At 27.7% G+C, this 17,367-nt stretch carries 20 protein-coding genes; 12 read left to right on the forward strand and 8 right to left on the reverse strand.

The annotated features are described in order from the left end of the window. The first annotated feature begins 98 nt into the window (after nt 1–98). Nucleotides 99–455 carry a DUF2237 family protein gene (locus CRV02_RS03270; protein ID WP_129084894.1) on the forward strand — a complete coding sequence of 119 codons (357 nt, stop codon included), beginning with the start codon at nt 99–101 and terminating at the stop codon, nt 453–455. Nucleotides 456–471: 16 nt separating this feature from the next. After that, nucleotides 472–3,255 carry a DUF3427 domain-containing protein gene (locus CRV02_RS03275; RefSeq protein WP_129089149.1) on the forward strand — a complete coding sequence of 928 codons (2,784 nt, stop codon included), beginning with the start codon at nt 472–474 and terminating at the stop codon, nt 3,253–3,255. A gap of 8 nt (nt 3,256–3,263) precedes the next feature. On the opposite strand, the gene CRV02_RS03280 is transcribed toward CRV02_RS03275, so the two are convergent. The 3 genes from CRV02_RS03280 to CRV02_RS03290 form a co-directional block, all read right to left on the reverse strand. Beyond that, the gene (locus CRV02_RS03280; RefSeq protein WP_129089150.1) at nt 3,264–4,901 is read right to left on the reverse strand and encodes a sensor histidine kinase; all 1,638 of its coding nucleotides are present in this window, start codon (nt 4,899–4,901) and stop codon (nt 3,264–3,266) included. A gap of 185 nt (nt 4,902–5,086) precedes the next feature. Continuing rightward, nucleotides 5,087–5,584, reverse strand: a complete 498-nt coding sequence (locus CRV02_RS03285; protein ID WP_129084891.1) for a nucleoside 2-deoxyribosyltransferase — start codon at nt 5,582–5,584, stop codon at nt 5,087–5,089. Beyond that, a complete protein-coding gene (locus CRV02_RS03290; protein ID WP_129089151.1) occupies nt 5,581–5,928 on the reverse strand; it encodes a nucleotide pyrophosphohydrolase in 348 nt (115 codons plus the stop codon). Before CRV02_RS03290 ends, CRV02_RS03285 begins: the two co-directional genes overlap by 4 nt. A gap of 63 nt (nt 5,929–5,991) precedes the next feature. On the opposite strand from CRV02_RS03290, the gene CRV02_RS03295 reads away from it, so the two are divergent. Beyond that, nucleotides 5,992–6,993: a tRNA pseudouridine(13) synthase TruD gene (locus CRV02_RS03295; protein WP_129089152.1), complete on the forward strand. Its 1,002-nt coding sequence runs from the start codon at nt 5,992–5,994 to the stop codon at nt 6,991–6,993. A gap of 9 nt (nt 6,994–7,002) precedes the next feature. On the opposite strand, the gene CRV02_RS03300 is transcribed toward CRV02_RS03295, so the two are convergent. The 3 genes from CRV02_RS03300 to CRV02_RS03310 are packed head-to-tail and all read right to left on the reverse strand — an operon-like array spanning nt 7,003 to nt 9,081. After that, nucleotides 7,003–7,488 carry a hypothetical protein gene (locus CRV02_RS03300; protein WP_129089153.1) on the reverse strand — a complete coding sequence of 162 codons (486 nt, stop codon included), beginning with the start codon at nt 7,486–7,488 and terminating at the stop codon, nt 7,003–7,005. Between the two features lie 24 nt (nt 7,489–7,512). Beyond that, on the reverse strand, nt 7,513–8,490 hold the full coding sequence (locus CRV02_RS03305; RefSeq protein WP_129084887.1) for a hypothetical protein: 978 nt from the start codon (nt 8,488–8,490) through the stop codon (nt 7,513–7,515). 9 nt (nt 8,491–8,499) lie between these two features. Continuing rightward, the gene (locus tag CRV02_RS03310; protein WP_129084886.1) at nt 8,500–9,081 is read right to left on the reverse strand and encodes a tetratricopeptide repeat protein; all 582 of its coding nucleotides are present in this window, start codon (nt 9,079–9,081) and stop codon (nt 8,500–8,502) included. A gap of 112 nt (nt 9,082–9,193) precedes the next feature. Here CRV02_RS03310 and CRV02_RS03315 point away from each other — a divergent pair, with 112 nt between their 5' ends. The 9 genes from CRV02_RS03315 (at nt 9,194) to argS (ending at nt 16,304) form a co-directional block, all read left to right on the forward strand. After that, the gene (locus CRV02_RS03315) at nt 9,194–10,483 is read left to right on the forward strand and encodes a S41 family peptidase (protein WP_129084885.1); all 1,290 of its coding nucleotides are present in this window, start codon (nt 9,194–9,196) and stop codon (nt 10,481–10,483) included. A 14-nt stretch (nt 10,484–10,497) separates the two neighbouring features. Then, entirely contained in the window at nt 10,498–11,211 is a 714-nt protein-coding gene (gene purC / locus CRV02_RS03320; RefSeq protein ID WP_129084884.1) for a phosphoribosylaminoimidazolesuccinocarboxamide synthase, read from the forward strand. A 16-nt stretch (nt 11,212–11,227) separates the two neighbouring features. Continuing rightward, entirely contained in the window at nt 11,228–11,473 is a 246-nt protein-coding gene (purS, locus tag CRV02_RS03325; protein WP_129006712.1) for a phosphoribosylformylglycinamidine synthase subunit PurS, read from the forward strand. Nucleotides 11,474–11,477: 4 nt separating this feature from the next. Then, complete coding sequence (purQ, locus tag CRV02_RS03330) at nt 11,478–12,149, forward strand: phosphoribosylformylglycinamidine synthase I (protein WP_129089154.1); 672 nt, start codon at nt 11,478–11,480, stop codon at nt 12,147–12,149. After that, complete coding sequence (locus CRV02_RS03335) at nt 12,149–13,348, forward strand: hypothetical protein (protein ID WP_129089155.1); 1,200 nt, start codon at nt 12,149–12,151, stop codon at nt 13,346–13,348. Before purQ ends, CRV02_RS03335 begins: the two co-directional genes overlap by 1 nt. Continuing rightward, the gene (locus CRV02_RS03340; RefSeq protein WP_129084881.1) at nt 13,332–14,009 is read left to right on the forward strand and encodes a 1-acyl-sn-glycerol-3-phosphate acyltransferase; all 678 of its coding nucleotides are present in this window, start codon (nt 13,332–13,334) and stop codon (nt 14,007–14,009) included. The genes CRV02_RS03335 and CRV02_RS03340 overlap by 17 nt, the downstream gene beginning before the upstream one ends. A gap of 1 nt (nt 14,010) precedes the next feature. Continuing rightward, nucleotides 14,011–14,397 carry a fluoride efflux transporter CrcB gene (gene crcB / locus CRV02_RS03345; protein WP_129089156.1) on the forward strand — a complete coding sequence of 129 codons (387 nt, stop codon included), beginning with the start codon at nt 14,011–14,013 and terminating at the stop codon, nt 14,395–14,397. A 71-nt stretch (nt 14,398–14,468) separates the two neighbouring features. Continuing rightward, a complete protein-coding gene (gene tatA, locus CRV02_RS03350) occupies nt 14,469–14,702 on the forward strand; it encodes a twin-arginine translocase TatA/TatE family subunit (RefSeq protein ID WP_129084879.1) in 234 nt (77 codons plus the stop codon). A 12-nt stretch (nt 14,703–14,714) separates the two neighbouring features. After that, on the forward strand, nt 14,715–16,304 hold the full coding sequence (gene argS, locus CRV02_RS03355; protein WP_129089157.1) for an arginine--tRNA ligase: 1,590 nt from the start codon (nt 14,715–14,717) through the stop codon (nt 16,302–16,304). Between the two features lie 154 nt (nt 16,305–16,458). On the opposite strand, the gene rsfS is transcribed toward argS, so the two are convergent. After that, entirely contained in the window at nt 16,459–16,782 is a 324-nt protein-coding gene (gene rsfS / locus CRV02_RS03360; protein WP_129084877.1) for a ribosome silencing factor, read from the reverse strand. Continuing rightward, complete coding sequence (gene nadD, locus CRV02_RS03365) at nt 16,779–17,330, reverse strand: nicotinate (nicotinamide) nucleotide adenylyltransferase (protein ID WP_129089158.1); 552 nt, start codon at nt 17,328–17,330, stop codon at nt 16,779–16,781. The genes rsfS and nadD overlap by 4 nt, the downstream gene beginning before the upstream one ends. Nucleotides 17,331–17,367: the final 37 nt, after the last annotated feature.

Consider the following 17,367-nt stretch of genomic DNA (forward strand, 5'->3'; position numbering starts at 1 on the left):
TAAAAATTATAAAAAGATAAATTTATTAATACAGTTTAGAAACTTTTTTTATCCTAAAGTTTAAAACTATAAAATCGTGACAATTAAAAGGATAAAAAATGCAAACAAATATTTTAGGAACAAACTTAAGCGTTTGTTGTACTTCTCCAATGACAGGTTTTTATAGAGACGGAGTTTGTCGAACAAGCCCAGAAGACCATGGAACTCATACAGTATGTGCAATTATGACAAATGAGTTTTTAGAGTTTTCTAAAAAACAAGGCAATGACTTAACAACACCAGTACCACAGTTTGGATTCCCTGGTTTACAAGAGGGTGATAAATGGTGTTTATGTGCTTTAAGATGGAAAGAGGCATATGAAGCAGGATGTGCTCCTAAAATAGATGCCGAGGCAACATCAAATGCCACAACTAAATTTATAAAAAAAGAGATACTTTTAGAGTATAAAATCTAAAAAGGAAATCTCTTTTTTGAAAAATCTTAAATTAATAACAAATTCCCAAGATAGTAATTTTTATAATCAGTTTGTATCCTTGTTAGACTCATGTAAGAGTTTTTATTTTAATGTTGCATTTATAAACTATTCAGGACTTCAATTAATACTTCAAAACTTAAAAAAGTGTGAACAAAGAGGAATTAAAGGGAAAGTTTTAAGTTCTACATATCTTAACTTTACAGATGAAAAAGCCTTAGGAAAAATAAAAGAGTTTGAAAATATCGAGCTTAAGATATTTGATAGTGCAAATAATAAAATAGGCTTTCATCCAAAAGCTTATATCTTTGAGTTTGAAGATGAGTATAAACTATTAATTGGTTCTTCAAACTTAACAGCAAGTGCTTTTAAAGCAAATATAGAGTGGAATATAAAAACAGTTTTAAAAAAAGATGATGTTTTTATAAAAGAGCTTTTTTCTGATTTTAATAAACTTTGGGATAGCTCAATTTTTGTAGATAAAGAGTTTTTAGATGAGTATAAAAGTTTTAAGTTAAAACAAGAGCCAATACAAAGTTTTACACGAAAAGAGTTTAGATTAAACCTTATGCAAAAAGAGGCTTTACAAAGGCTAGATTTTTTAAGAAATAGTGGTGAAAATAAAGCCCTTGCAATTGCATCAACAGGAATAGGAAAAACCTTTTTAAGTGTCTTTGATATAAAACAGTTTGATGCAAAGAAAGTATTATTTATAGTTCATAGAGAAGATATCTTAATTAGTGCTAGAAAAAGTTTTGAAGCTGTAATCAAAGACAAAACTATGGGCTTTTTTACGGGAAATAAAAAAGATACAAAATGTGAGTTTATTTTTGCAACAATTCAAACACTAAGTAAATACTACAAAAAGTTTGAAGCTCAAGAGTTTGATTATATCGTAGTTGATGAGGCTCATCATATAGCAAGTAAAAGTTATGAGTGTGTAAAAAGCTACTTTGAACCAAGATTTTTATTAGGACTTACAGCAACTGCAAATAGAACTGATGAGGTTTCTATTTTTGATTTTTTTGATGATAATTTAGCCTGTGAAGTAACTTTGAATGAAGCTTTAGAAAAAAGCTTAGTAAGTTCTTTTCACTATTTTGGAATTGAAGATATAAAAGAGCTTGATTATGAGAATATTGATTTAACAAATATTAAAAAGCTTTCAAAGTTTTTGATGATAAATAAAAGAGTTGATTTTATCATTGAGAAGATGAACTTTTATGGATTTAGTGGGGATAAAAGAAGAGCCTTAAGCTTTTGTGTTTCTAAAGAGCATGCTAATTTTATGAGTGAAGAGTTTAATAAAAGAGGAATTAAAGCAACAGCCTTAACAAGTGAAGACTCTATTATAAAAAGAGAAAACTCTATTAAAAAACTTCAAAGTAGTACAAATGAACTTGAAGTTATTTTCACTGTGGATATATTTAATGAAGGTGTTGATATTCCAAATGTAAATACTGTTTTGATGCTTCGACCTACAAACTCTTCAATTGTATTTGTACAACAGCTAGGAAGAGGATTAAGAAAAAATAGTGATAAAGAGTTTTTAACAGTACTTGATTTTATTGGAAACCATAATAGAGCTTATCTTATTGCTTTAGCACTTGTAGGTAAAAAACGTTTTGATAAAGATAGTATAAAACTATCTCTAAACAATAACTTTTCTAACTTTCCTAATGCTCATATTATCATGGATGAGATTTCTAAAAAAAGAGTTTTAGAACAAATTGAAAACGAAAACTTCAATAGTTTAAAATATTTAAAAGAGCAGTATTTAGAGTTTAAAACTTCGCAAAATCTAAAGACTATTCCTAGACTTAGTGATTATATTCATTATGATGAATATGTAGATGTATTAGATTTTATTTCATACTCTAAATCTTATGAAGAGTTTATTTGCAAAGTTGAGAAAGATAGTCTTTATAAAAAAGCATGTGAAGATGAAAACTTTGTAAAAGCTCTTAGGTTTATTCAAGGCTTGATGCCAATAAAAAGAGTTTATGAGTTTGCAATTTTAAAGTATCTAATATCAAATAAAGAGATTTCTATTTCTTTTGCACTTAAGTATTTAAAAAAGTATTTAAAAGAAGTTAGTGAAGAAATGCTTATTCATAGTTTTAGATTCTTAGATGAACAGTTTTTTGATTCTGCTCAGAAACAAAGGTTTTTGAAACTTGCTACTTTAAAAAGAGATACCTTATCTAGAACTAAGGAGTTTGATGAATTGTTAGCAAGTGATTTTAAAAGAGATTTACTTTTAGATTCTATAAATTATGCTTTAATAAAATATGAAAAAGAGTTTGGAGTAAAGAATTATGGTTTACCATTTTTAAAACTTTATGAAAAATACAATATGTTAAATATTGCTCAATTATGTAATTTTGACAAAATTCATAGCTCTTTTAGAGGAAGTGGTTTTTTAAAGTTTAAAGATGATTTTTTCCTTTTTATAACTATTGAAAAAGATAAGTTTACAAAGGGTGCCAAGTATGAAAATGCTTTTCTTTCAAAAGAACTTTTTACTTATTCAAGTAAGCCTTCTATGAGTTGCCATAAAGGTGATGGAAAAAGACTTATTGAAAACAAAAAACACGCAGTTAAACTTCATATCTTTGTAAGAAAATTTTCACATGTTGATAAAAAGGTTCAGCCTTTTATTTATTTAGGATTGGCAAATACCAACTCTTATAAAAATGAAAAGCCAATAGATTTAGAACTAAAACTTGAAACTCCTCTTACAAATAATCTTTATGAAGAGTTTACAAAAGTTATTGAGTAAGTAGTTTACTATAAGGGAATAGTTATAGTAAACTTTGCTCCTTTTTTAGTATTTTCAACTTCAAGCTGACCAAAAAGGTGTTTTTCTACAATAATCTTACTCATATATAAACCTAAGCCTGTTCCATGAAACTGATGTTTTGTAGTAAAGTATGGGTCAAATATCTTAGGTAATACATCTTTTTCAATGCCTTTAGCATTATCTTCGATAGTTATTTTGAAGTTTTTATTTGTTTTTATTAAAGCAATTGTAATTGTTCCATCTTCTATTTTTCTTTGAAGTATTACATCTTTGGCATTGTTTAAAATGTTGATTAAAACCTGAGCTAACTCTTCTGCCACAAGCTCTACTTTAATAGGGTTTTCATAGTCGATATTATTTATAAGTTTAATATGACTATTTTCTAAACTAGCTCTTACAATTTTTAGTGTTTCATCTATTCTTTCTTGAATTACAATCTCTTTTGTCTCTTTTTCTTCTTTAATAAAGTCTCTAAAAGTATCAATTGTTTCTGAAAGATATTTTGTATTTGTAACTATTGTATCTGTAAATTCTGGGATATCATTTTTTTCTAACATATCAAATTCATGTTTCATTTTTAGACCACTTGCAGCAGTACTAATAGTAGATAAAGGCTGTCTCCATTGGTGGGCAATGTTTCCAATCATTTCACCCATTTGAGCAAGTTTCATCTGTTCTAATAGCTGTTTGTCTTTTTTGATAATTTTATTTAAACTATTTTTCTCAGCAATACTTCTTGATATTAAAAAATATAGAGCTAATAAAATAGACAGGTATAAAAATATTAAAAGTAAAAGTATAAGTTTATAGGTTTTTTCTAAATTACTAAGTCCATCTTCCTTACTTAATATTGCTAAAAAAGCCTCTTGTTTATTTCTAAGTTTATTCATAATTGGAATAGTTGTAACTATGATATTATCTTTATTTATAAAAATAGAGTTAGCTTTATTTTCCATTGCTTCTTTGTATATTTTAATAGACATACTTCTACTTGGTTTTAAAACTAAAATATCTTTTCTTGAGACATCTCTTAATTCAGTTAAGATATTTGTATTGTGCAAGAAACCATCAAAATGAGCAGCTTTATACTCTTTAGTATTTTTTAAATACTCTTTTGAAAAGTTATCATCTTTAATAATAAAGTTTGTAAGAACATAATATTGCTTCATTAGTGAAGAAGTAATTGCTTGTTCACTAAAAGTAATATTTAAAAACCCAACAACTTCATTTTCTACTTTGATTGAATATAAAAAGTTAAAACCTGTATCTTCATCTTTTACTTCAAAGCTATCCATATCTTCTTTATTATTTTTTACAAAATTAAAAGCTCTTTTATTTTCATTCATAGAAGTTTTTGTTAGAGGTTGTTTCATGTCTAAAAAGATTTCACTATTTGGAAGTATAAAAGTGATATTCGTAAGCTTTTTATCATCTAAAGTATTAAACCTATTTAACACTTTAATATATAGTTCTCTTTTTATCTCTTTTTTTTCTTTTTCTGTTTTATTATTTATATATTTAAATTCATTTTGTACATCTGTAAGTTTTAAAAGACCAGTAAAAACAACATAAGAAAGCTCTTTATATTGGTCATAAATAGTATGATAAGCTCTTTCGTATGTCATTGTTTTTTGGTTTAGGTGATACTCTTTTGTTTTTGTAGAAATGTAGTCAAAAATAACTAAACTAAAAGCAGCTAATAAAACAAAGATTATTGTAAAAAGGCTTCTTAAATTTTTTATTTTTTCTTTAGAACTAATTTGAATGGAGTCTTCCTTTTATAATTTTTGTGATTATACTATTTAAATATTTAATTTTCTAAAATTTTTAGTACGTCTTCAAAATCACCTACTACTATTGTTTCAACAGAGCATGCAATCATCAAGTTTACAGGGTAATCAAAGTCTTCTATTACTCTTCCTTGTAAGTCTATAAAACCATCTTTACTAGACATTTTTTCTTCACTTGTGAACTGTTCTTGGTAGCTATTGTGTCTATGTAAATAACCATAGACTTTTTTGCCCTTTGCAGTTGCATAACCACATTCCCAAACAGTTCCACTATCACTCTCTTTTCCTCTAAAAGAATTAAGGTTTGCAATTACTATATCACAAGAGTCAATTAAATTTTTGTTTGCTTTGTATATATCTTTTGCAATTTTCTTTTTCTCTTGGTTAAAGTCTACAACATTGTCTAATGGATATAAACCTTCATATCCATACTCTTTACAAAGATTAGAGTATCTTTTTCCTATGTCTTTTGAGTCTTGTTCAAAAACGTCAGGTCCTGCAATATATATCTTTCTCATTTTTTCTTCCCATAGTCAATTTTATTTCCATTTTCATCAAGTAAAGGATATTTTTTTTCATTTTTTTTCATTTTTTCAATAATTGCTTCTTCTAAATTAATATCTAATTTCATACACATTCTTATTAAATAAACAGCAATATCTGCAATCTCTTCTTTTGCATGAGTCTTTTTATCTAAGCTTAGATTTTGTGCTTGTTCTAAATCTAACCATTGAAAGATTTCAACTAGTTCAGAGGCTTCTACACTTAAAGCCATAGCTAGATTCTTTGGATTGTGAAATTTTTCCCAATCTCTTTTTGTGGAAAACTCTTTAATAATTGTTTGAATTTTTTCCATATCCATACATTAAACCTTTTAAACAATAAGATTGTTATATAATACCAAAAATTTAAAAAAGAAAAGTAAATGATAAAAAGAGAATTTATACAAAACCATAAAGCAATAAACTTTAAGTTTTATCAAAATCCAGATGATTTTATTGTAGTAGAAAACCCTATTAAGTTCACAAACAAGGGGAACTTTATTATTGCAAAAATAAAGAAAAAGAGTCTTGGAACTTGGGATTTATTAGAGAGTTTATCAAAGGGCTTAAAAATATATGAAAATGAGCTAGGTTATGCAGGACTAAAAGATAAAAATGCAACAACAACTCAGTATATTTCTATTCCTAGAAAGTATGCAAAAGATTTAAAAAAATTTAGACATCCAAAAATTGAAATCAAAGAGACTTTTTTACATAGTACTAAACTAAATATTGGTGATTTAGAAGGTAATAGTTTTGAGATAAGACTACATGATGTAAAAGAAGAAGATGTTTTTAAAATAGAGAAACTATTAAAAGAGATTTCAAAAATTGGAATGCCAAACTATTTTGGTTTTCAAAGATTTGGTCATGAGGCTAAAGAGAACCTTGATAAAGCAAGAAGATATATTTATGGAGATTTACTTATAAAAGATAGAAAACTAGCAAAAATGCTTGTTTCTGCATATCAAAGTGATTTTTATAATAAATGGCTAGTAGAAAGAGTTAACAAAAGTGAAAATGAGTTTGAACCTTTAGATGGTGATGTTTTTAGGGAATACAAAAGTGACAAGTTTTTTACTCCTAAGAAATTAAATGAAACTATCATTCAAGATTTTTTAAATAAAAAAATAGTTTCTACAGGTTTACTTCCAGGAAGACATGCTTTTAGAAGTATTGCAAAAGCTAGAAAAATTGAAGAAAACTATGATGATACATATATTCAAGAAAAAGGATATAGAAGAGATGCTATTGTTTATCCTAAAGATGTAAGTGTAAAATATAATAAACAAACATCAAAATGTACATTGAAATTTACTTTGCCTAAGGGTTCTTATGCAACAGTTTTAATTGAGAATATAGCAAATAGAAATTTAAAAGCTTAGATTACTTGTTTATTTCTTTTCAATAATTTCGAACTCTTCTTCTGAAGATTCATTTTTTGAAATAGCAGTATTTTGTGGTTGAGAGATTATTTTTTGTACGTTAAGTACTTGATTTCTATCTACAAGGCAAGTCATCTCTTTTTCTGATAAAGAGCCTCTCTCTGAGTCTTTTTCAGAGATTTTGAAAGTAACTTCCATATATTTCATCTTTCTAACAAGATGCATAACAATAAGAGAAAGAAGCACAATAATTAAAATTATTGTTGCTCCTAAAATAAGAGTTAAGTTGATTACATTTTTTTCTCCATCTTCTATACCACCTAAAAAAGCAACACGTACAGAAAGTAGTAGTAATCCAATGATTGCTATAAAGATTGCCAGTAAAGTTCTTGCACTTTTTATATCCCACTGTTTCTCTTTAATAAAATCTACATATTTCCATGTAAAAATCATTGAGATAAGAATATAAGAAATAAAAAGTATAACCGTTGACATCTAAAGCCTTGTTCTCTTTTTAATTTATTTTAGAATGATGAATTCATCATCATAATAAATAGTATCTTCTAATGCAATTACTTTTTTCTCTTCGTCAAAGTCTAATTCATAAATTGCATCTGTTTTAAAGTCTTGTGAAATCTTGATTAAATAACCTTGAGATTCTAAGGCATATAAAGATTCACCATAGGCTAAAGAGTAAATTTTTGCAAATTTATATTTTCTTCTATCTACAATATTTAAAGAAATATCAGTTTTAATAATTTGTCCATCAATAGTTGCAATGTAAATATTTTTATCTTTTGTAATAATATCTCTAACATTGTAATCTTTAAGATTTACAGTTCCTTGTCCAACAGAGATTACTTTATTTGCAGTTGCTGCAACAAGTGTATCATCTACAACATCTAGGAAAATGATATTGTTAAATTGTCCATTTGGATCAACAACAATATTTCTAACAATTTTATTATTAGAATCAGATACAACAATAATCTTTCCATCTAAAGTAGGGAAAAGAATAATATTACTCATAAAGTAAGGGTTTGCGATTCTTGTATCATTTACAAAAGAGTGAGTGTAATACTCTTTTAATAAAGTTTTCTCAGTATTCATATCATATAACATGATTGAGTTGTCAGAGAATAGTAAAGCAAGTTTGTTATTGTTTTTAGAAGCTGCTACAACTACTGCATCAACTTTAATCTCTTTTTCTCCAACTAATACAGTATCTTTATAGTTAGAAGCAATAACAGTATCATCTACAATATTTAAGAATTTGTATCCTTCAGGTATTTTAAATTGAGAAACACCTCTTTTTGTAATAATATCTTGGCTATCTAAAGTCGCCCCATCTTTGTTGAAGTAAGAAATACTTCCATTTAAAGCTTTTGACTCAGATAGTTCGTAGTCTCCTGCAGTATTTTCTGGTTCAAAGTACTCTTTTGAAGAACATCCTGCAAATACAAAAAGTAAACTTGCAAATAAAATTAAGTGTTTCATTTATTTTCCTTATTTTGTAACTAGATAGTGTTTTAATGCTGTAACTAAGTTATTAACTTGTGAATCAGCTGGGATAAGATTTAAAGTTGCTTTTGCATCTTCATACTTTCCTTCTTTTGCTTGAATTAATGCTTTATTGAAGATTGCAAACTCTTTTAATAAAAAGTCTTTTTCCATTGAAACTTCATTTAGTTTATCAATATTTTGTTCTTCTAAAGCTTTTTGATAAGCAACAAGTTGTTTAAAGTATCTAAGTTCAGTTTCGTTGAACTGTCCTTTTTCTAATGATTGTGCATAAAGTGCAACTTCATATAGTTGTTGGCTTTTATCTTTTAATGTACTCTTAGCTTCTGCATCATCTGGATTTTCCATTAGTTTATTAAATGCAATATTCGCGTCAAGTTTATTTGAAGCTTGAATAGTTTTTGTTGCATATAAACCAATAACTAAACCAATTATTACGATTAGTGCTAAGATAATAATTATCTTATATTTTTTGTAAAATCTTTCAACTCTAACGAAACCTTCTAAGAATTTCTCTTCGCTATTTAGTTCTTCTTTTACATAGTCAACATTTTCTTTAAGACTCATTTAAAACCTTCATTTAAATTTAGGTTTAAATAATACAAAAAAAATTATAAAACCTTACTTTTATGAAAATTTTTATATAATCGTGTTCTTATTAAAGAATTAAGGTTGATTTATGAATAGGTTTATATTAATTTCATCGATTGTTTTACTACTATCTCAATCAATTTTCGCGAATGAACAAACGGAAGAAGAGAATAACCAAAGTAGGTTTGAGTCTCTTTCAAAATTAACACAAGTTATTGGTACTGTTGAAAAGTATTATGTTGATGATATCAAACTTCAAGAGATTGTTGATAAGGCACTTAAAGGTCTTATGCAAGAACTAGATGCACACTCTACATATTTAGATAAAAAGTCATCAAAAGAGATGAGTATTCAAACTCAAGGTGAGTTTGGTGGTCTTGGTATTACTGTTGGTATGAGAGATGGAGCACTAACTGTTATTTCTCCAATTGATGATACACCAGCATATAAAGCAGGGGTAAAAGCAGGGGATATTATTTTAAAAATTGATGATAACTCAACTTTAAATATGACACTAGATGAGGCTGTTTCTCTTATGAGAGGGAAAGCTAAAACTCCTATTGTTTTAACAGTTGTTAGAGAAGGTGAAAATAAACCAATCAAGATTGATATTATAAGAGATATTATTAAAATTCAATCAGTATTTTCTAAAACAATTGAAAATGAAGATTTATTATATGTAAGAGTTTCAAGTTTTGATAGAAAAGTTACTACAAACTTAAAAAAAGCTATTAAAAATAACCCAAAAACAAAAGGTATTATTTTAGATTTAAGAAACAACCCAGGTGGATTATTAACACAAGCAATTGGTGTTGTTGATTTATTTGTTGATGAGGGTGTAATTGTTTCTCAAAAGGGAAGAAATAGCGCAGAAGAAGAGAAGTTTAATGCAACAATTGCAGAGACTATGACAGATGTTCCAGTTGTAGTTTTAGTAAATGGTGGTTCAGCATCAGCTTCTGAGATTGTAAGTGGTGCTTTACAAGACCATAAAAGAGCTGTTGTAATTGGTGAAGAGACTTTTGGAAAAGGTTCTGTTCAAGCTATTTTACCAATCACACAAGATAGAAGTGAAAATATTAAAATTACTATTGCAAAATACTATTTACCAAGTGGAAGAACAATTCAAGCTAAGGGAATTACTCCTGATGTAATTTCACATGAGGGTGAAGTTGTTAGTGAAAAAAATGCAGAGTTTAAATTAAAAGAAGCAGATTTAAAGAAACATTTAGAAGTTGAGCTTAATAAAGAGAATGGCGTAAAAAAAGATAAAGAAGAAAAAGAGAATAAAAAAACTTTAACTGAAGAGGATATCACAAAAGATAACCAATTAAATACAGCTATTGGTATTTTAAAAAGTTTAATAATAATGAAATAAAAGGAACAACACAGATGAATAAAACTGAGCTTTTATATGAAGGTAAAGCGAAAAGAATTTGGAAAACAGAAGATGAGAATCTTTTAATTTCTGAATTTAAAGATGATTTAACAGCGTTTAATGGTGAAATGAAGTCTGAAGAGGCTGGTAAGGGTGCATTAAACAATAAAATCTCTACAGAATTATTTAAATTATTAAATGCAAATGGAATTCAAACACACTTTGAAAAAATGCTTGATGACAATAATATGCTTCATAAAAAATGTAAAGTTATTGCAATAGAAGTTATTATTAGAAATATTGCAACTGGTTCTTTAACAAGAACTTTAGGTATTGAAGATGGAACAGTTTTACCATTTACTTTAGTTGAATTTGACTATAAAAATGATGCTTTAGGTGATCCAAAGATTAATGACCAACATGCATTACTTTTAGGACTTGTAAATCATCAAGATGAGTTAGACAAGCTAAGAAGAGTAGCTAGAGAAATAAACGATATTTTAAGACCTTATTTCTTTGAAAAGGGATTAAAATTAGTTGATTTTAAATTAGAGTTTGGTTATGACGCTAATGGAAATATCATTTTAATTGATGAGTTATCTCCTGATAACTGTAGATTTTGGGATGTAGAGTCAGGTGAATCTATGGATAAAGATAGATTTAGAAAAGGTAAAGGTGGACTAAAAGTTGCCTATGAAAACGTATTAAATAGAATTTTAAATAAATAAGAAGGAAAGAGATTAAATGAAAGCAATCGTAAATGTAGCATTAAAACAAGGTGTACTTGATGATCAAGGTAAAGCAACTCATCACGCTTTAGATACTCTTGGGTTTAAAGAAGTAGTAAAAGACGTAAGAATTGGTAAACAAATTATTATGGAATTAAACTCTTCAAATGAAGAAGATGCTAGAAAAGAAGTTACAGAAATGTGTGAAAAGCTTCTTGCTAATACTGTAATTGAAGATTATCAAATCGAAATAATAGGTTAATATTATGAATGTATCTGTATTACAATTTCCTGGTACTAATTGTGAATATGACACAAAATATGCTTTTGAAAAACTAGGTTGTGAAGTTACTATTATTTGGCATAAGGATAAAGAGATTCCAGCTAATACTGATTTATTAGTTATTCCTGGTGGATTCTCTTATGGAGATTACTTAAGATCTGGTGCAATTGCTAGATTTGCAAATATTATGGAATCAGTTCAAGACTATGCTGTAAATGGTGGTAAAGTTTTAGGTATTTGTAATGGTTTCCAAATTCTTTTAGAAGCTGGATTATTACCTGGTGCTATGAAAAGAAATGATTCTTTACATTTTATTTCAAAATACAACAACTTAAAAGTTATCAATAATGATAATACTTTTTTATCTCTACTTAAAAAAGATGAAGTTGTAAATATTCCAGTTGCTCACCATGATGGTAACTATTTTATTGATGAAGCAGGATTAAAAGAGCTTGAAGCTAATAATCAAATTCTTTTAAAGTATTGTGATGAAAATGGTGAAGTTATGAACTTAAATGGTTCTGTAGCTAATATTGCAGGTATCTGTAATAAAGATAAAAATGTATTTGGTCTTATGCCTCACCCAGAAAGAGCAATGGAAGAATTACTTGGTTGTGATGATGGTGTTGCAATGTTAAAAGGGTTCTTAAAATAGTGAAAAAAATAGTAGTATTAGTTTTTGTTTTATTTAGTGTAGTTTTTTCAAATGACTTTGTCAAAGAAGAGAGTTCTGTATTTAATGGTACAAACGATAGAAACATAAATACTATAAATAGATTCACACAAGAAGAAGGCTCTATGACTGAAGGTGCTCAAACAGCACCTTTAGTTGTAAGTAAAAACTTATATTTATCATATAAAAACTATCCAAAACATATCTATAAAAATCAAAGATTTGAAGTTGATGTTAAAGCATTAATTACAAGAAGTAATTATGATAGAATTGAGACACACTTTATAGATGGTGTAAATATGCTACCTTTAAATGCTCAAAGTCAATGGCAACTTGAAGGTAATACAAAAAATGTATATGAAAATAAATACTATTTTAAAGCTTATGATTCTAACTTTTTATTACCTACAATAGAAGTTAAACTTTTCGATAATAATGTTTTAGTAGAGAGTAGAAAGCTACTTCCTCCTAAGATAACTTTCTCAGAAGTAGCAAAAGCAGATACAATATTTTCTAATGTAATTGCAAAAGAGTTAACAATTTTAAATACAAAAGCTAAGCAATATACAAATAAACAAGCTTTAGCAATTATAGATTTAGAAGGTAGTTTTTCAAACTTTGAAGATTTTTATATCAAAGGTTTTGAAGAACAAGGTGTAACTTTAATAGAAGACAACTATCCAAATCAGCATATGATTTATTATGTTGTTATTCCTATTCATCAAAAAATAATTGCCTTTAACTATTACAATACAGATTTAAAAAGATTAGAGAAAATAACTATACCTATTAAATTTGAAGAAGAGTTAGTTAGTACTCAAACAGATTTAAATCCAAATAACTCTAGTTTTGAGTTTTATAAAAAAGTAGCAATTGGTGCAATTGCTGTAATTTTCTTAATATTATTTGTTTGGAAAAGGTCATATATTTATTTAGTTTTATTCTTAGTGTTTGCAATTGCATTTATGTTATTTGCAATGCCAAATAAAAGTATAAAATTAAAAGAGAATAGTGTAATTTATATTTTACCTACAAAGAACTCTACTATTTTCCAAAAGATGTCAAATCAAGTTTCAGTTGAAGAAATGAAAAGAAAAAATGGCTTTGTAAAAATCATGTTTAAAAGAGGCGAAGATAAATTTATTGGATGGGTAAAGGAAGACGATGTTATCAAGAATTAGAGGAATAATTGTTCTTATTCAATTTTCTATAACAGTTGCAATTGTTGTTGTTGCAATGTATCTGTTTAGAAGTAAAACCCATGAAATAATCAAAATCTGGATGAAGATTCAAATTTATTTATTAGGAATAAAACTTGAAATCGAAGGTGAGATAGATGAATCATGTGATATGGTTGTAATGAATCACCAAAGTCTTTTAGATATTATTATTATGGAACACATCCATGCAAGAAACTTAGCTTGGGTTGCTAAAAAAGAGATTTCTGACCTTTTCTTTTTTGGTCACATCATTAAAGCCCCAAGAATGATCTCTATTGATAGAGAGAATAAAGCAGGTATTATTCATCTTTTAAAAGAAGCAAAAGATAGACTTTCAAAAGGACGTCCAATTGCTATGTTCCCTGAAGGGACTAGAAGTGATGGAAAGCAGATGCTTAAGTTTAAAGCAGGAGCTCAAATGCTTGCAAATAAACTAAAACTAAAAGTACAACCTGCAATTATTCTAAATACAAGAGATATTTTAGATTCTCAGTCATTAAAACAAAAACCAGGGGTAGTAAAAGTTAAATTCTTAAAACCTGTTCAGGCTGAAAAAGGAACAACTTGGTTTGAAGATTTAGAAAAAGAGATGAACCAAGTATTCGAACAAGAGACAAAGTAAAATGACTCTTAGCTGGCATACTCTTATAGCTGTAGGATTAGGTGGTTTTTTAGGAGCAATTGCACGTGCTTATGTTGTGCATATGACTAACAAACACTTTCCTATTGATTTGCCAGTTGGAATACTTATTGTAAATATTGTAGGAAGTTTTATTATAGGTTGTCTTTTTGCAATTATTGCTCATAATATGATGTCTGATATTACAAAATCCTTTTTAGTTACTGGTTTTTTAGGTGCACTAACTACTTATTCAACTTTTGCTATTGAGAGTTTTTTCTTACTTCAAAGCTCTTTTTTACTTGGAATTACAAATATGTTTCTAAATCTTTTTGGAACAATTTTAGCTGCTGGAAGTGGCTATAAGCTATTACACTTTCTTATAAAATAAACAATCCAGACTCATTTTTTTTAAGCTTCAAAAAGATATAATATCTCAAAATTATACATTAAGGATTTGTCATGGGTATGCCAGGTGGTATGGAGTGGGTATTAATCGCTCTAGTAGTACTTTTACTTTTTGGTGGAAAGAAAATTCCAGAGCTTGCTAAAGGTTTAGGAAGTGGTATTAAGAACTTCAAAAAAGCTGTTAAAGATGATGAAGAAGTAGCTTCAACTGATAAAAAAGATGAGATCGAAAAAAAAGATGAAGAAGCTAATGTTGAGTCAAAAAAAGACGAAACTAAAACAGTTTAGTGTGAGTGTGTATTGCAAAATATAGTTAAGAATCATATTGAAAATATATTAGAAAAAGAGATTGTTCTAGAGAAACCTAAGGATATGTCTTTAGGTCACTTTGCAACACCAGTAGCTTTCTCTTTAGCAAAAGAGTATAGAAAATCTCCAATGATTATTGCAGAAGAGCTAGCTGCTAAATTTGCTGAGTCTAGTTTATTTGAAAAGGTAGAGTCTGTAAAAGGATTTATTAACTTTACACTTTCTAAAAGCTTTTTAGAGGAAGAATCAAATAAAGTATTAGCTTCTAAAGAAGAGTTTGCTAAAGGTGAACCTCAAAATGAGAAAATTCTTTTAGAATATGTAAGTGCAAATCCAACTGGTCCTCTTCATATTGGTCATGCAAGAGGTGCAATTGCAGGTGATGCATTAGCAAGGATTGGAAAACACCTTGGATATGATATTACTACTGAGTATTATGTAAATGATGCAGGTGCTCAAATGGATCTACTTGGACTTTCATTAGCTTTAGCTGGTCAAGAAACTATTTTAAAGCAAGAGGTTGAATATCCAGAAAAGTATTATAGAGGTGATTACCTTTTTGATATTGCAAAAGAAGTAGAGCAAGAATTAGGAACTGAAATCTTTAATGATGAATCAAGACAAATGGAATTAGCACTATTTGCTAAAAAAAGAGTTCTTGAATTAATCAAAAAAGATATGGCTGATTTAGGTATTGTATTTGATAACTATGTTAGTGAAAAATCTCTTTACACGTCTTGGGATAGTACAAAAGATGTACTACAAAAGAATGGTTCACTTTATGAAAAAGACGACAAACTATGGATTAAATCTTCTGAATTAGGAGATGATGTTGATAGAGTTGTTGTAAGAGATAATGGTATTCCAACATATTTAGCTGGTGATATTATTTATCACAAAAACAAGTATGATAGAAATTTTGATAGATATATTAATATTTGGGGTGCAGACCACCATGGATATATTGCAAGGGTAAAAGCTGCAATTGAATTCCTAGGAAACGACTCTAAAAAATTAGAAGTATTACTTGCTCAAATGGTTCAATTACTTAAAGGTGGAGAACCATATAAAATGAGTAAGAGAGCAGGAAATGTTATTCTTATGTCTGATATCGTTGAAGAGATTGGTCCAGATGCATTAAGATTTGTTTTCTTAACTAAAAAAAGTGATACTCATTTAGATTTTGATATTGATAAATTAAAAAATCAAGATAGTTCAAATCCTATATTTTATATTAATTATGCATATGCAAGAATTAATCAAGTTTTCAAAAAAGCTGAAAAAACTTTTGATGATGTTTCAACTATCACTTATGAAAACTTAAATGATGATGCATTAAATTTAGTTTATGAATCATTATTATTACCAAGTGTATTAAATGAAGCCTTTGCAAAAAGAGATATGCAAAAAGTAACTGATTACTTATACTCTTTAGCTTCATCAATTCATAGATTTTATAACGACAATAAAATTGTTGGTAATGAAAAAGAAAATGAGTTTTTAAAAGTATTGAGTCTTTGTTCTCTTACAATTAAAACAACACTGAATTTATTAGGAATAAGGCCTAAGGAGACGATGTAACATGAAATGGTTTATTATTATATTTGTCATAGCAATAGGTATTGCAATACTAACAGACAATATGGGTGGTGCACGTGATGCAACTTCTAATTATAGTAAGCTTTTAACTGGTAGAGGATAAAATAATAAAAGGAAGATTTTTCTTCCTTTTTTATTATTTGCTAGTTTTAATTTCTTCTAAGAACTCTTCTAGTGAGTATTTTTCTCTTGCTGCTTCACTCATTAGGTTGATAAACATATCACCTAAATCACAAATTGTCCAATCATCATTCTCATCAACTCTTATAAAATCTTCACCTAATGGTTTTAATTCTGTTTTTAAGTGATTTAATAAAGCAAATGCATGCTTAGCGTTAAGTGTTGTAGCAATTACAACAAAATCTACAATATAGTCTTTTCCTGTAAGATCTATAACTTCTACATTTTCTGCTTTTTTGTCAACTAGTACGTTCTTGATTACATCAATTCTTTTGTTCAAACTTTACCTCTTTTTTTCCAAATTTTTTTTACTTCTTCTCTTATTCTTTTAGGAATATATGAGACTTTAAAAGTATTTCTAAGCTCAGTAGAACTTATTTTAATATTTACTTTTAACCTTTTTACTTCATCATTAATTTCATATTTATAGCCGTCTCTTGTCACTACAACTAATGTTACAAGCTCTTTAATCTCTCTGTAACTATCCCAAAGGTGAAATGTTTTATAGTTGTCTGCACCAATAATCAAATATATTTTTGAAGGATTATACTTCTTTTTTATATATTTAATAGTTTCTATTGAATAAACCGCTCTTTCTTGTTTGATTTCATATTTTGAAACTTTTACATTATCAAATTTTGAAAATAACTTTTTTAAAAGTTTAAATCTTGTTTTTGCATCTAAAAATGATTTTACTTTAAGAGGATTTAAAAAAGCAGGCACAACAATTAAAAGGTCAATGTCAAGTTTTTTAATCGCCTTTTTTACAATGCTTTGGTGGCCTATATGAGGTGGGTCAAAACTACCCCCAAAAATAGCAATTTGCACCTATTTTTTTCCTTTGATTTATGATTAAATATTATTA

The sequence above is a fragment of the Arcobacter sp. CECT 8989 genome, from assembly GCF_004116715.1.
Classification (GTDB): domain Bacteria; phylum Campylobacterota; class Campylobacteria; order Campylobacterales; family Arcobacteraceae; genus Halarcobacter.